The organism is Microbacterium sp. Y832, assembly GCF_057669765.1.
This window is the reverse complement of sequence record NZ_JBYHFM010000001.1, coordinates 301,153-316,028: the sequence shown is the minus strand read 5'-3', so window position 1 is coordinate 316,028 and position 14,876 is coordinate 301,153. Positions and strand designations below refer to the sequence as shown.

The window sequence follows — 14,876 nt, the reverse complement described above, 5'->3', positions numbered from 1 at the left end:
CGTGCTCACCCCTTGATGTATGGCTTGCCCGCCGCAGCGGGCCCTCGGATCTGCCCCGCGAACCCGGCGACCGCGAGGATCGTCACGAGATAGGGCAGCATGAGCATGAATTCGCTCGGGATCGGTGTCTTCAACACCGTCAGCAGGTTCTGCAGGTTGGTCGCGAACCCGAACAGTAGTGCCGCAAGCGTCGCACGGAGCGGATCCCACCGCCCGAAGATCACGGCCGCGAGGGCGATGAAGCCGAGCCCCGCCGTCATCTCCTTGCCGAACTGCGGCACCGACACGAGCGTGAAGTACGCGCCGCCGATGCCGGCGATCGCCCCGGCGAGCACGAGGTTCCAGAACCGCGAGGGGTTGACCTTGATACCCACCGTGTCTGCGGCCTGCGGGTGCTCGCCGACGGCCCGCAGACGCAGACCCCAGCGCGTGCGGTACATCGCCCAGGCGACGACCGCGACGACGACGTACATGAGATAGACGATGAACGTCTGGTTGAACAGCACGGGCCCGATGAGCGGGATCTCGCTGAGGAGCGGGATCTCGATGCGCGTGAAGCGGATCGGCGTGTTGAGCTCGGCGGTGTTCGGCACGAGCAGGACGCCGTAGAGGAAGCCCGTGAGCCCCGTCACGAGCACGTTCAGCACGACGCCGACGATGACCTGCTCGACGAGGTACTTGATCGCGAAGGCGCCGAGAACTGCCGCGACGAGCATGCCGCCGATCATGGCGCCGATGAGACCCACGAAGGGGCTTCCGGTGAGGCTCGACAGCAGCGCGGCGCTGAACGCGCCGAGCAGCAGCTGCGCCTCGATCGCGACGTTGACGACGCCGACGCGTTCGCCGATGACGCCGCCGAGGGCGCCGAAGACGAGCGGCACCGAGAGCGACACCGCCCCGAAGAGCAGCCCCGTCACGGGCACGAGCCCGCCCGCCGCCGCCCACGTCAGGAAGGCGAACACCGCGAGCACGCCGTAGGCGATCGCGAGCCACACGCTCGAACGCCGGTAGCCGTAGGCGTCCCATACCGACCAGAGCGTCAGCAGCACGAGCACGACGAACACGCCCCAGCACGTGGCTGCCGTCGGCACGCCCACGTTGGGCAGGGCGATCGACGAGCTCGGGTCGCCGAGGCGGAACGTACTGGTGCCGTCGCGGGGTGCGAAGAGGAACAGCAGCCCGAGCAGCACCGTGACGATCGCGAGCGTGACCGCGAACTTGATGTGCCGCACGCGCACGGTGGCGAGCTGGATCGCGCCTCCCGCGAGGTCCTGCGTCGTCGAGGTCATGCCGTCACCGCCTTCTTGGCGGCCTTCGCCCGGGCCTTGGCGGCTTTCTCGGCGTCGGTCTTGGGTAGGAAGAAGATCGTGCGGATGAGCGGCGGCGCTGCGATGAACAGCACGATGAGCGACTGCACGACGAGCACGATGTCCACGGGGATCCCCTGCGACGCCTGCATCGTGAAGCTGCCCGCCCGCAGTGCTCCGAACAGGATGCCGGCGGCGAAGACGCCCCACGCGCGGCTGCGCCCGAGCAGGGCGACGGTGATCGCGTCGAAGCCGATGCCGGCGTCGATCAGTCCGTCGAAGCCGGTCGTCACGGCGCCCTGGATCTGATTCATGCCGGCGAGCCCCGCGAGGCCTCCCGCGAAGAGCATCGCGTAGATGTACATGCGCTGCACCGAGATGCCCGCCGCGAGAGCCGCGTGCGGGTTCTCGCCGACGGCACGCAGGCGGAATCCGAGAGAGGACCGCTCGACGAGCCACCACACGAAGGCCGTCGCGGCGATCACGATGATGAAGCCCCAGTCCAGCAGCGGGAACCGCGGTCCGAGCAGCTCGGGGAACTGGGCGGTGACAGGAGTCGGGTCCGAGATCGGCTGGTCCTCGGCAGCGCGCTGCAGCACGCCGGGTGTGCGCACCATCCACGTCACGAGATAGAACGCGACGTAGTTGAGCATGATCGTGAGGATGACCTCGTGGGCACCCGTCCTGGCCTTCAGAATGCCGACGATGCCACCCCAGATCGCGCCACCGGCGATACCCGCCGCGAGCGTGAGGGGGATGTGCACGGCCGCCGGAAGCTCGAGGTGGAAGGTGAGCAGCGCCGCTGTCGCGGCGCCGATGAGGATCTGTCCGCGGCCGCCGATGTTGAACAGGCCGACGCGGAACGCCAGGGCGACGCCGAGGCCTGCCGCGATGAGCGGGGCCGCGAAGCCGAGGGTGTTCGTGAGCGGGCGGATCGCCGTCGCGAAGTCGTCCGCGCGTGCGTTGTAGATCGAGCCGCGGAAGAGCGCCTCGTATCCGCCGTAGACGGCGTTCCAGACCGCGCCGAGCATGTCGCCGGGCCGGGCGAAGAAGTACCCCGCCGTCGCCTGCACTTCACTGTTCGTGATCGCCATGAGAATGCCGCCGACGACCATCGCGGCCACGATCGCGAGGATCGTCGTGACGGCGCTGCCTCGCAGCAGCTCTTTGATGAAGACGTTCTGCCGCGGCGGTGGCTCGACGTCGGGAGTTCCCGTGAGCGGGCCGGAAACCGCGGGCAGCTGTTCCGGCGGCAACCCCTTGAGCACTTCGGGGCCTACGCCCGGTGTCTGATCGGTCATGCCGCCACCCCCTCGGGCGTCTCGCCCGCCATCATCAGGCCCAGCACGTCACGCGGCGTGTCACCGGGGACGATGCCGATGATGCGGCCGCGGTACATGACCGCGATGCGGTCGGCCAGGGCGGCGACCTCATCGAGCTCGCTCGAGACGACGACGACCGGGATGCCGGCATCCCGCGTCTCGACGATGCGCCGGTGGATGAACTCGATCGATCCGACGTCGACGCCGCGCGTGGGCTGTGCCGCGATGAACAGCGACAGCTCGCGGCTCATCTCGCGCGCGATGACGACCTTCTGCTGATTGCCGCCCGAGAGCGTGCCGGCGAAGGTGTGTGCTCCTTGCGTGCGGATGTCGTACTCCTGGATGCGTGCGCGGGCGAAGTCGTCGAGCACGTCGCGGCGGATCGTGCCGACCGAAACGAACTCGGGATCATTCGAGCGGTCGAGGATGAGGTTCTCGGCGACCGAGAAGGTGCCGACGAGGCCGTCAGCCGTGCGATCCTCGGGCACGAAGCCCACGCCCTCATCCAGGATGGCGCGCACGCTCTTGCCTGCCAGCTCGGTGCCGTTCAGCGAGATCGAGCCGCTCACCCCGGCGGCCAGGCCCACGAGGGCCTCGATCAGCTCGGTCTGGCCGTTGCCCTGCACTCCCGCGATCGCGAGGATCTCCCCCGGTCGGGCGTGGAACGACACATCATCGACGACGACGGTGCCCGTGGGTGTCACGACCCGCAGGTCGCGAACCTCGAGCCCGCCGTCAGCCGCCCGCGGCGCCTCTTTCTGCACCGTGAGCTCGACCGCGCGTCCGACCATGAGTGAGGCGAGCTCGGCGTTGGTCGCGGTCGGGGATGCCTCGCCGACGACCTTCCCGAGGCGGATGACGGTGATGCGGTCGGCGACGGCGCGTACTTCGCGCAGCTTGTGGGTGATGAACACGATCGAGGTGCCCTCGTCGCGCAGCTGGCGCATGATCCCCATGAGCTCGTCGGTCTCCTGCGGTGTGAGCACCGCCGTCGGCTCGTCGAACACGAGCACGCGCGCGTCGCGCGAGAGTGCCTTGATGAGCTCGACCCGCTGCTGCACACCCACGGGCAGATCGCCCACCCGGGCATCGGGATCGACGTCGAACCCGAAGCGTGCCGCGACATCGCGCACGTGCTGGCGCGCCTGGTTCAGATCCAGTGCCCCGATGCGGTTGGTCTCTTCGTGGCCGAGCATGACGTTCTCGGCGACGGTGAAGACGGGGATGAGCATGAAGTGCTGGTGGACCATGCCGATACCGGCGGCCATCGCGTCGCCCGGGCCCCGGAAATGCTGCACGACGTCATCGAGCAGGATCTCGCCCTCGTCGGCCTGGTAGAGGCCGTACAGGACGTTCATCAGGGTGGACTTGCCGGCGCCGTTCTCACCGAGGAGCGCGTGGATCTCGCCGGGCTCCACCACAAGATCGATGTGGTCGTTCGCGACGAGGCTGCCGAACCGTTTCGTGATGCCTCGGAGCTCGAGCTTCATACTGTGCACCTTATCTAGTCGCTCGGCGGCCCTGGAAGAAGCGTCCGGGAAGAACAGCGGCCGGGTGGATGACGCATCCACCCGGCCGCTGTTCTGGTACTGGCGTCTGCTCAGCCGCCGATGGGCGACGCGGGCGAGGTCACCTTGAGCTCACCCGACACGATCTGCTCACGCAGCGAGTCGAGCTCGTCGAGCAGACCGTCGGGCAGCTGCGACTCGAAAGCGCCGAAGCCGGACAGGCCCACGCCCTCGTTCTCGAGAGTGCCCACGTAGGGGGCCGGGTCGAAGTCGCCCGCTGCTGCCTGGATCGTGGCGTCGTAGACCGACTGGTCGATGCGCTTGAGGATCGAGACGAGGACCATGTCGGCCACGCTCGGGTCTGCCACGGCGAGGTCGGAGTCGACACCGAGCATGACGACGTTGCCGCCGCCGTCGCTGATGGCTGCTGCCGCGCTCTGGTAGATGGGGCCACCGACAGGCAGAATCACGTCGACACCCTGGTCGAGGATGCCTTGTGCGGTCTGCTTGGCGCCGTCGTTCGCGGCGAAGGCGCCCGTGAACGCGCCGTCCTGGGTTGCGACGTCCCACCCGTAGGTCGCGACGTCGACGCCCTTGTCCTCGTTGTACTTCGCGACACCGTCGACGAAGCCGTCCATGAAGATCGTGACGGGCGGGATCGGGATACCACCGAACGTGCCGACCTTGTCGACGCCCGCGGCGTTGGACCACGCGGCGGCGGCGTAGCCACCGAGGTACGCGGCCTGGACCGTGTCGAACATGAGCGGCTTGATGTTGGGCGCGTCGGTCGTGCCGTCGCCGTCGGCGTCGGCCCAGTCGTCGATGATGGCGTACTCGAGCTCGGGGTTGGCCAGCGCCGAGGCGATCGTGTCGGCCGACAGCTTGAAGCCGACCGAGACGATGAAGGTGCAGCCTTCGGCGACGAGGTTCTCGAGGTTCGGTGCGTAGTCGTTGGCAGAGTTGGACTCGACCTCGATGGGCGTGACGCCCAGCTCCGAGGCGGCACGGTCCATGCCCTCCTTGGCCGACTGGTTGAACGACTTGTCGTTCCAGCCGCCCTCGTCGGAGATGAGGCAGGGGACGAAGTCCGACGTGGCCTCGGGTGCCTCGGTGCCTTCGCCGTCGGTCTCGGGCGCGGCGCCGCATCCGGCCAGAACGAGGGCGATGCCGGCTGCTGCAGCGAGCCCGCCCAGCTTCTTGGTGCGTGAGATGGTCAACTCAGCCTCCACATCCGTAGCCCCGCGTCTCTCGCGGGGACGGTAAAGAGTACCCACGCCGATGGCGCACTCGTACACCGCGGGAGGGGGTTGACGCCGAAAGGTTACAAAGACGCAACCCGACGGGGTCAGAGCACGTCGCCGCGCCCCGTGAGCTTCAATGCATCGACGACGCCCTTGACCCGCTGGGCGTGCTCGGTCGTGGTCACCAGGAGCGCGTCTTCCGTGTCGACGATCACGATGTCCTTGACGCCGATGACGCTGATGACCCGTCCGGTCTGGCTCACGACGATGCCACTGGAGGTGTCCGAGAGGATGCGGGCGTTCTCGCCGAGGATCGCCAGGTTCTCGGTGCGGCCACCGGAGTTGAGCTTGGACAGGCTCGCGAAGTCGCCCACGTCGTCCCAGTCGAAGTGCCCCGGGATGACGGCGAGGCGTCCCTTCGCGGCGGCCGGCTCGGCGACGGCGTAGTCGATCGCGATCTTCTCGAGCGTCGGCCACACGCGGTCGACGGCAGGGCCCCGCGCCTCGCGGTCGTCCCATGCCTCGGCGAGTTCGAGCAGGCCCGCGTGCAGTTCGGGGCGATTCGCCTCGATCTCGGCGAGCAGCACGTCGGCGCGCGCGATGAACATGCCCGCGTTCCACAGGTAGGACCGCTCGGCGAAATACTCCTTGGCCGTGTCGAGATCGGGCTTCTCGACGAAGCTCACCACGAGCGCCGCCTCGGGCGCACCGTCGATGATGAGCCCGTCGCCCTTCTTTATATAGCCGAAGCCGACCGACGGCTCGCTGGGCTGGATGCCGATCGTCGCGATGTAGCCCTCGCGCGCCGTGGCGACGGCTTGACGCACCGCCCAGTCGAACAGGTGCGGCACGCGGATCACGTGATCGGCGGCGAACGAGCCGATCAGCACGTCCGGCTCGCGACGCACCAGCACGGCGGCGGCGAGGCCGATCGCGGCGGTGGAATCGCGCGGCTCCGATTCGAGGAAGACGTTCCGATCCGGGATGCCGGGAAGGTCGGCCTCGACGGCTGCACGGTGGGCGCGCCCCGTCACGACCGCGATCCGGTCCGCACCGGCGATCGTCTCGAGGCGGTCCCACGTCGCGCGCAGAAGGGAGTGGCCCGCGCCCGTGAGGTCATGCAGGAACTTGGGCGCTTCGGCACGCGACAGCGGCCAGAGCCGGCTGCCGATGCCCCCTGCGGGGATCACGGCGTAGAAGTCGGCGATGGGCTCCGTCATACGCTCCAGGCTATCCGGATGGGGGGCTAAGGGTGCCCTACGTCGCCTCGTCCTCTCAGGCGGCAATATGATGGCAGGAGCGCCCGCGTGACGCCGGTGGTCGGTTCGGCAGTGAACGATCATCCGGGGCATCGATTCCGCCCCCACTCGAGATCGATCCAGGGAGGACGGCCGTGTCGGCACCAGCCCGCGAGACACCGTCGATAACAGAGACGACTTCTCGCGTCCCCCGGGGGACGCTTTACCGAGGCAACGAAGGAATGTGGTCGTGGGTGCTTCACCGCATCACCGGCGTCGCCCTCTTCTTCTTCCTGCTCGTGCACGTGCTCGACACCGCGCTCATCCGCGTGTCTCCCGATGCATACGACGCCGTCATCGGCACCTACAAGAACCCCGTCATGGCGCTCGGTGAGGTCGCCCTCGTCGGCGCCGTCGCGTACCACGCCTACAACGGCCTGCGCATCATCCTCGTCGACTTCTGGTCGTGGGCGACGCGCCACCAGCGTCAGCTGTGGTGGGGCGTCCTCGGCCTGTGGGTCGTGACGATGCTCGGCTTCACGCCGCGCCACCTCATGCTCGCCTTCGCAGAGACAGGAGGCCACTGATGAGTGCTGCAACCATCGCTGACCCCCGCGCCCCGCGCGCCGCCGTCCGCCGCAAGGGACCGAACCTCGAGAAGGCCGGCTGGATCTACATGCGCGTGTCCGGCGTGCTGCTGGTCGTGCTGATCTTCGGCCACCTGTTCGTGAACCTCATGCTCGGCGAGGGCATCCACGGTTTGGACTTCGCGTTCATCGCCGGCAAGTTCGCCACGCCGTTCTGGCAGTGGTGGGACGTCATCATGCTGTGGCTCGCGCTGATCCACGGCGCGAACGGCATGCGCACGATCGTCAACGACTACGTGACCCACCCGAAGACACGCCGGGTGCTCGTGTGGGCACTGTGGCTTTCGGCGGGATTCCTCATCGTCCTCGGCACGCTCGTCGTGTTCACGTTCGACCCGTGCATCCCCAACCTGAGTGACGGAAGCGTGCTCGCAGAGTTCTGCAGCACCCAGCCCTGAGTCGGCTGCACCCGCACTCCACGCATCCATACAGCAGAGGCATCCATCACGTGACTACCCAGACCACTGACAGCTACGTCAAGGACGGCGTCCACTATCACGAGTTCGACATCGTGATCGTGGGCGCAGGCGGCGCCGGCATGCGCGCCGCCATCGAAGCGGCCCCCGGTGCCCGCACCGCGGTCATCACGAAGCTGTACCCGACGCGTTCCCACACGGGCGCGGCGCAGGGCGGCATGGCCGCGGCGCTGGCGAACGTCGAAGAGGACTCGTGGGAGTGGCACACGTTCGACACCGTCAAGGGCGGCGACTACCTCGTCGATCAGGACGCCGCCGAGATCCTCGCAAAAGAGGCCATCGACGCCGTCATCGACCTCGAGAACATGGGCCTGCCGTTCAACCGCACCCCCGAGGGCAAGATCGACCAGCGGCGCTTCGGCGGCCACACGGCCGATCACGGCAAGAGCCCCGTCCGCCGCGCGTGCTACGCCGCCGACCGCACGGGCCACATGATCCTGCAGACGCTGTTCCAGAACTGCGTCAAGCTCGGCATCAACTTCTTCAACGAGTACTACGTCCTCGATCTGATCACGGTCAAGGATGCCGCCGGCGCGACGCAGATCGCGGGTGTCGTGGCGTATGACCTCGCCACGGGCGACCTGCACGTCTTCCACTCGAAGGCGGTCGTCTTCGCGACGGGCGGCTTCGGCAAGATCTTCAAGACGACCTCGAACGCGCACACCCTCACGGGCGACGGCGTCGGGATCATCTGGCGCAAGGGCCTGCCGCTCGAGGACATGGAGTTCTTCCAGTTCCACCCGACGGGCCTGGCCGGCCTCGGCATCCTGCTCACCGAGGGTGCCCGCGGCGAGGGCGCCATCCTTCGCAACGCGTCGGGTGAGCGCTTCATGGAGCGCTACGCCCCGACCATCAAGGACCTTGCACCCCGCGACATCGTCAGCCGCTGCATGGTGCAAGAGGTGGCCGAAGGCCGCGGCGCCGGTCCTGAGAAGGACTACGTGCTGCTGGACTGCACGCACCTGGGCGCCGAAGTGCTCGAGACAAAGCTCCCCGACATCACCGAGTTCGCCCGCACGTATCTCGGCGTCGACCCCGTCGTCGAGCCCGTGCCCGTCATGCCGACCGCGCACTACGCGATGGGCGGCATCCCGACCAACGTCGACGCCGAGGTCCTGAGCGACAACACGACCGTCGTGCCGGGCCTCTACGCCGCCGGCGAGTGCGCCTGCGTCTCGGTGCACGGGTCGAACCGTCTGGGCACCAACTCGCTGCTGGACATCAACGTGTTCGGAAAGCGCGCCGGCCGCAAGGCCGTCGAGTACGTCAAGACGGCCGAGTTCGTGCCGCTGCCCGAGGACCCGGCGAAAGAGGTCCGCGAGATGATCGAGGGCCTGCGCAACAACCCCGGTTCCGAGCGCATCGCCGTGCTCCGTCGCACTCTGCAGGACGAGATGGACCGCAAAGCCCAGGTCTTCCGCACCGACGAGTCGCTCACCGAGGTGCTCGGCACGATCGAAGAGCTGCGCGAGCGCTACCTGAACATCCACGTCGATGACAAGGGCAAGCGGTACAACACCGACCTGCTCGAGGCCGTCGAGCTCGGGTTCCTGCTCGACATCGCCGAGGTCGTCGTCGTCACCGCCCGCAACCGCAAGGAGAGCCGTGGCGGGCACATGCGCGATGACTACCCGAAGCGCGACGATGAGAACTACATGCAGCACACGATGGCGTACCTGTCGGGCGACCCGCATTCTTCGAAGGCCGACGACCACATCGCGCTGAGCTGGAAGCCCGTCGTGATCACCCGGTACCAGCCGATGGAGAGGAAGTACTGACGTGACCAGTGCCACTGACGTCATCGAGCGCACCGACGCCGACGCGCAGGAGATCGCACAGAATGCCGCGCAGGACTCCGGCATCCAGTCGTTCCTCGTGACCTTCATCATCCGCCGCTTCGACCCTGAGGTCGATGAAGAGCCGCGCTGGGTGGACTACGACGTCGAGCTGTACTCGACCGACCGCGTGCTCGATGCGCTGCACAAGATCAAGTGGGAAGTCGACGGCTCGCTGACCTTCCGCCGCTCGTGCGCGCACGGCATCTGCGGGTCCGACGCGATGCGCATCAACGGTCGCAACCGGCTCGCGTGCAAGACGCTCATCAAGGATCTCGACATCTCGCAGCCGATCTACGTCGAGGCGATCAAGGGCCTGCCACTCGAGAAGGACCTCATCGTCGACATGGAGCCGTTCTTCGCGTCGTACCGCGAAGTGCAGCCGTTCCTCATCCCCGGCACGAAGGCCGAGCCCGGCAAGGAGCGCATCCAGTCGATCGTCGACCGCGAAGTGTTCGACGACACCACGAAGTGCATCCTGTGCGCTGCGTGCACCTCGTCGTGCCCCGTCTTCTGGACCGACGGACAGTACTTCGGCCCGGCCGCGATCGTCAACGCCCACCGCTTCATCTTCGATTCGCGCGATGACGCAGGAGACGTGCGTCTGGACATCCTCAACGACAAAGAGGGAGTGTGGCGCTGCCGCACGACCTTCAACTGCACCGAGGCCTGCCCGCGCGGCATCGAGGTCACGAAGGCGATCGCCGAGGTCAAGCAGGCCATCCTCCGCGGCGGTTCCTGAGCGTTTCGCGCGTGCGACCGCGCCCCGCCTCGTGCATCGCCCCCGCGCACGCTGGTTAGGGTGATGATCGTGTCTTCTCGTCGCCCACCGTCACCTCCCGACGACAGGTCGGCGACGGCAGAAGAATCGTTCCGCGAGCGCTGGGAGGCCACGCAGGGAAACCTGCGTGAGCGCTTCGACACGCCCCTCAACAAGGCGACGCAGATCACGAAGCGCACGCTGGGCTGGTTCCCCGTGCGCGTGTGGCGTCACTTCCTGCAGCACAACGGCTTCCTGCTGGCCGCGGGCGTGAGCTATCAGGCGCTGTTCGCGATCTTCGCCGCGATCTACGTCGCGTTCGCGAGCACGGGTCTCTGGCTCGGGGCGAGCGAAGCCGCTGTCAACGGACTCATCGCCATCATCAACGGCTACATCCCTGGGCTCATCTCGGACACGACGGACCAGGGCCTGTTCACCACCGAGCAGGTCACCGAGATCGCCCGCACGAGCGCCGGCGTGCTCGGGATCACGGGTCTCATCGCCCTGGGCGCCCTCATCTGGACCGCGATCGGCTTCGTCACCTTCGCCCGTCGCGCCGTGCGCGACATCTTCGGCATCCCGCCCGACAGCCGCAGCTATCTGCTGTTGAAGGCCGGGGATCTGGTCGCGGCCGCCATCTTCGGCGTCGCGCTGCTGCTGGGGTCGGCCGCGACGTCGGTCGGCACGTGGGCGCTCGCCCTCGCCTTCGACCTGTTCGGCGTGGGCTCCCACACCCTCTGGTACCAGTTCGGCGTGCGGTTCGCGTCGATCATCGTCTCGTTCGCGCTCTACACCGGCGCGCTCGCGGCCCTGGTGAAGTTCCTGACGGGAACGTCGCTGCACTGGCGGCAGATCTGGCCCGGCGCACTGCTGGGCGGCGGTGCCGTCACCGCCCTGCAGGTCGGTGCAGGCCTGCTGCTGGGTTACACGCCCCGCAACCCGCTGCTGGCGACCTTCGCCATCTTCGTGGGTCTGCTGCTGTGGTTCCGGATCATCGGCTGCATCATCCTCGTCGCGTCGGCGTGGATGGCCGTGTCCGCGAAGGATGAGAACGCACCGCTGCTGCACCAGACCGAAGCCGAGCGTCTCGCCGAAGAGCACCGCGCCCTCGTCATCGCGGCTCGTGTGCAGCTGCGAAAGGCCCAGGATGCCCGCATGGGCGCCCCCTGGTATCGGGCATGGCTCGCGGACCGCGCCGTGAACGAGGCCAAGGCGAACCTCACCGAACTCGAAGCGAATGCTCCCGCCGAACCCAAGCGGGCCTCGCTGTTCGAGTGAGCCCGTGTCGGCGCCCGCGGATAGGCTGGCGGGCGTGTCTCGCCGTATCCGCATCGCCTCTGTCAACGTCAACGGAATCCGCGCCGCCGCGCGCAAGGGCATGCTCGAGTGGCTCGCCGAGGCCGATATCGACATCATGGCGCTGCAAGAAGTGCGCGCGCCTCGCGACGAGCTCGTGAAGGCCCTGCCCGGCTGGCAGATCGCCAACGACGAAGCGCTCGCGAAGGGTCGCGCCGGCGTCGCCGTGGCATCGCGCACCGACTCGGTCGACGTGCGCCGCGTACTCGGCGACGAACCGCTGCTCGATTCGGCCGGCCGGTGGATCGAAGTGGACTTCGACGTCGACGGCGAACGCCTCGCCATCGTGAGCGCCTACGTGCCGACGGGCGAAGCCGAGACCCCCAAGCAGGATGCCAAGTGGGCCTTCCTCGACGCCATGGAACACCGGCTGCCGCGCCTGGCCGCAGAATCACCACTCGCGCTCGTGATGGGCGACCTGAACGTCGGCCACCGCGAGTTCGACATCCGCAATTGGCGCGGCAACGTCAAGAAGTCCGGGTTCCTGCCGCGCGAGCGCGCGTACTTCGACCGCTTCCTCGGCGAAGAGGGCGCTGACATCGTCGGCGTCGACGGATCAGCCGGCCGGGGCCTGGGTTGGGTCGACATCGGCCGGCGCACCGCCGGTGAGGTCGACGGCCCGTACACGTGGTGGTCGAACCGCGGCAAGGCGTTCGACAACGACACCGGCTGGCGCATCGACTACCACCTGGCCACGGCCGCCCTCGCGGAGCGCGCCAGCGACTATCACGTCGTGCGCGCCCCGTCGTGGGACACCCGCTGGAGCGACCACGCGCCCGTCGTCGCCGACTACGCGCTGGGGCGCTGACCCGCCAGTCTCATCCACGTCTCGACGACCGTGTCGGGGTTGAGTGACATCGACTCGATTCCCTGCGCGAGCAGCCACTCCGCGAGGTCGGGGTGATCCGAGGGCCCCTGTCCGCAGATGCCGATGTACTTGCCGCGGCGCGTGCACGCCTCGATCGCCATCGCCAGCATCTTGCGCACGGCCGGGTCGCGCTCGTCGAACGTGCTCGCGATGAGCGATGAGTCGCGGTCCAGGCCCAGCGTGAGCTGCGTCATGTCGTTCGAGCCGATCGAGAAGCCGTCGAAGATATCGAGGAACTCGTCGGCCAGCAGAGCGTTCGAGGGAATCTCGCACATCATGATGACCTCGAGGCCGTTCTCGCCCTGCACGAGCCCGTTCTCGGCGAGCAGGTCGATGACGGCCTGCCCCTCGGCGACCGTGCGCACGAACGGGATCATGAGCTTGACGTTGGTCAGCCCCATCTCGTCGCGCACGTAGCGCATCGCTTCGCACTCCATGTCGAAGCACTCCCGGAAGTCCGGCGAGACGTACCGCGATGCCCCGCGCCATCCGAGCATGGGGTTCTCCTCGTGCGGCTCGTAGCGGTCGCCGCCGACGAGATTGGCGTACTCGTTCGATTTGAAGTCGCTCATCCGCACGATGACCGGCTCGGGCGCGAACGCCGCCCCGATCATCGCGACCCCCTCGGCGACACGCTTCACGAAGAAGTCGCGCGGCGAGTCGTACGCGCCGATGCGGTCTCCGATGTCGCTCTTGAGGTCGGCGGGCAGGGACTCGAACTCGAGCAGCGCACGCGGGTGGATGCCGATCTGGCGGTTGATGATGAACTCGAGCCGGGCAAGGCCCACGCCGCGGTTGGGCAGCTTCGCGAACGAGAACGCTTGGTCGGGCGTGCCCACATTCATCATGATCTTGACCGGCAGCTCGGGCATCGCGTCGAGACGGGTCTCCTCCTCGATGAATTCGAGCGCACCGTTGTACACCAGCCCGTCGTCTCCTTCGGCGCACGAGACCGTGACGGCTGCACCGTCGGTGAGCCGCCGAGTCGCGTCGCCCGCTCCGACGACGGCCGGGATACCGAGCTCGCGCGCGATGATCGCGGCATGGCACGTGCGCCCGCCGCGGTTCGTGACGATCGCCGAGGCCTTCTTCATGATCGGCTCCCAGTCGGGGTCGGTCATGTCGGCCACGAGCACGTCACCGGCCTGGAACTGCTCCATGTGGGCGATGTCGCGCAACACCCGAACAGGTCCGGCGCCGATCTTCTGCCCGATCGCACGGCCCGTCACCAGCACCTCGGAGCGCTCGCGCAGCACGAACCGGCGCATGACGTTGCCGTCGGCGCGCGAGACGACCGTCTCGGGGCGAGCCTGGACGATGAACAGTTCGCCCGTGATGCCGTCCTTGGCCCACTCGATGTCCATGGGGCGGCCGTAGTGCTCTTCGATCGTGAGGGACTGGCGTGCGAGCTCCTCGACCTCGGCGTCGGTCAGGCACAGGCGTCGGCGGTCCGCCTCGGGCACGTTCTCGAACGCCGTCGTGCCCCCCACCTCGGTGCCCGAGGTGTAGCGCATCGCGATCGCCTTCTCGCCCACCTGGCGCTTGAGGATCGCGGGGCGCCCCGCGCGCAGGGCGGGCTTGTACACATAGAACTCGTCAGGGTTCACCGCACCCTGCACGACCGCCTCGCCGAGACCGTACGCACCCGTGACGAAGACGGCGCGGTCGAAGCCCGACTCGGTGTCGACGGTGAACATGACCCCCGACGATGCGACGTCCGAGCGCACCATGCGCTGCACGCCGGCCGACAGCGCCACGTCGTGGTGGTCGAAGCCGTGGTGCACGCGGTACGCGATCGCACGGTCGTTGTACAGCGAGGCGAACACGTGCGAGATGGCCTTCAGCACGTTGTCGATCCCCCCGATGTTGAGGAAGGTCTCCTGCTGCCCTGCGAACGAGGCATCCGGAAGATCCTCGGCCGTCGCGCTGGAGCGCACCGCCCACGTCACACGGTCGGGCTCAGGGTCGCCCGCGATCAGCTGCTCGTACGCGGCCCGGATGTCCCGCTCGAAGTCGGCCGGGAACGGCTGCGCCTCGACCCACCTGCGCACTTCGGATCCGACCCGCGAGAGCCCCGCGACGTCGTCGACGTCGATCGCCTCGACGGCGGTGCGGATGCGGTCGGCCAGGCCGTCGTGTGCGAGGAAGGCCCGATACGCGTCGGAGGTCGTCGCGAAGCCGCCGGGAACCTTGACTCCCGCCTCGGACAGGTGCGAGACCATCTCGCCGAGCGAGGCGTTCTTGCCGCCCACCTGCGGCAGGTCGGGCATGCCGATGTCTTGGAACCAGAGGATGCTGCTCATTCGGTGACCTCTCGG

General features: G+C 67.9%; 12 protein-coding genes. 6 read left to right on the top strand and 6 right to left on the bottom strand.

What is annotated here, in order from left to right:
• Window positions 1-5 precede the first annotated feature (5 nt).
• The 5 genes from AC25YV_RS01200 to AC25YV_RS01180 all read right to left on the bottom strand — a co-directional run bounded on the left by AC25YV_RS01200 (window position 6) and on the right by AC25YV_RS01180 (window position 6,598).
• The gene (locus AC25YV_RS01200) at window positions 6-1,289 is read right to left on the bottom strand and encodes an ABC transporter permease (RefSeq protein WP_488121998.1); all 1,284 of its coding nucleotides are present in this window, start codon (window positions 1,287-1,289) and stop codon (window positions 6-8) included.
• The gene (locus tag AC25YV_RS01195) at window positions 1,286-2,608 is read right to left on the bottom strand and encodes an ABC transporter permease (RefSeq protein WP_488121997.1); all 1,323 of its coding nucleotides are present in this window, start codon (window positions 2,606-2,608) and stop codon (window positions 1,286-1,288) included. Before AC25YV_RS01195 ends, AC25YV_RS01200 begins: the two co-directional genes overlap by 4 nt.
• Window positions 2,605-4,119: an ABC transporter ATP-binding protein gene (locus AC25YV_RS01190; RefSeq protein WP_488121996.1), complete on the bottom strand. Its 1,515-nt coding sequence runs from the start codon at window positions 4,117-4,119 to the stop codon at window positions 2,605-2,607. Before AC25YV_RS01190 ends, AC25YV_RS01195 begins: the two co-directional genes overlap by 4 nt.
• Window positions 4,120-4,229: 110 nt before the next feature.
• On the bottom strand, window positions 4,230-5,354 hold the full coding sequence (locus AC25YV_RS01185) for a BMP family lipoprotein (protein WP_488121995.1): 1,125 nt from the start codon (window positions 5,352-5,354) through the stop codon (window positions 4,230-4,232).
• A gap of 128 nt (window positions 5,355-5,482) precedes the next feature.
• Window positions 5,483-6,598 (bottom strand): mannose-1-phosphate guanylyltransferase, encoded by a 1,116-nt coding sequence (locus AC25YV_RS01180; protein WP_488121994.1) that lies wholly within the window; start codon window positions 6,596-6,598, stop codon window positions 5,483-5,485.
• 173 nt (window positions 6,599-6,771) lie between these two features.
• On the opposite strand from AC25YV_RS01180, the gene sdhC reads away from it, so the two are divergent.
• From sdhC to AC25YV_RS01150, 6 genes are all read left to right on the top strand, one after another.
• Window positions 6,772-7,203, top strand: a complete 432-nt coding sequence (sdhC, locus tag AC25YV_RS01175; protein WP_488121993.1) for a succinate dehydrogenase, cytochrome b556 subunit — start codon at window positions 6,772-6,774, stop codon at window positions 7,201-7,203.
• The gene (locus AC25YV_RS01170) at window positions 7,203-7,661 is read left to right on the top strand and encodes a succinate dehydrogenase hydrophobic membrane anchor subunit (RefSeq protein ID WP_488121992.1); all 459 of its coding nucleotides are present in this window, start codon (window positions 7,203-7,205) and stop codon (window positions 7,659-7,661) included. The genes sdhC and AC25YV_RS01170 overlap by 1 nt, the downstream gene beginning before the upstream one ends.
• 50 nt (window positions 7,662-7,711) lie before the next feature.
• On the top strand, window positions 7,712-9,517 hold the full coding sequence (gene sdhA / locus AC25YV_RS01165) for a succinate dehydrogenase flavoprotein subunit (RefSeq protein WP_488121991.1): 1,806 nt from the start codon (window positions 7,712-7,714) through the stop codon (window positions 9,515-9,517).
• A 52-nt stretch (window positions 9,518-9,569) separates the two neighbouring features.
• Window positions 9,570-10,316, top strand: a complete 747-nt coding sequence (locus AC25YV_RS01160) for a succinate dehydrogenase iron-sulfur subunit (RefSeq protein ID WP_488122288.1) — start codon at window positions 9,570-9,572, stop codon at window positions 10,314-10,316.
• A 63-nt stretch (window positions 10,317-10,379) separates the two neighbouring features.
• The gene (locus tag AC25YV_RS01155; protein ID WP_488122287.1) at window positions 10,380-11,612 is read left to right on the top strand and encodes a YihY/virulence factor BrkB family protein; all 1,233 of its coding nucleotides are present in this window, start codon (window positions 10,380-10,382) and stop codon (window positions 11,610-11,612) included.
• A gap of 34 nt (window positions 11,613-11,646) precedes the next feature.
• Window positions 11,647-12,498 carry an exodeoxyribonuclease III gene (locus AC25YV_RS01150; RefSeq protein WP_488121990.1) on the top strand — a complete coding sequence of 284 codons (852 nt, stop codon included), beginning with the start codon at window positions 11,647-11,649 and terminating at the stop codon, window positions 12,496-12,498.
• Here AC25YV_RS01150 and ppsA read toward each other — a convergent pair.
• On the bottom strand, window positions 12,480-14,861 hold the full coding sequence (gene ppsA / locus AC25YV_RS01145) for a phosphoenolpyruvate synthase (RefSeq protein ID WP_488121989.1): 2,382 nt from the start codon (window positions 14,859-14,861) through the stop codon (window positions 12,480-12,482). The two genes, AC25YV_RS01150 and ppsA, sit on opposite strands and share 19 nt — an antisense overlap.
• Window positions 14,862-14,876: the final 15 nt, after the last annotated feature.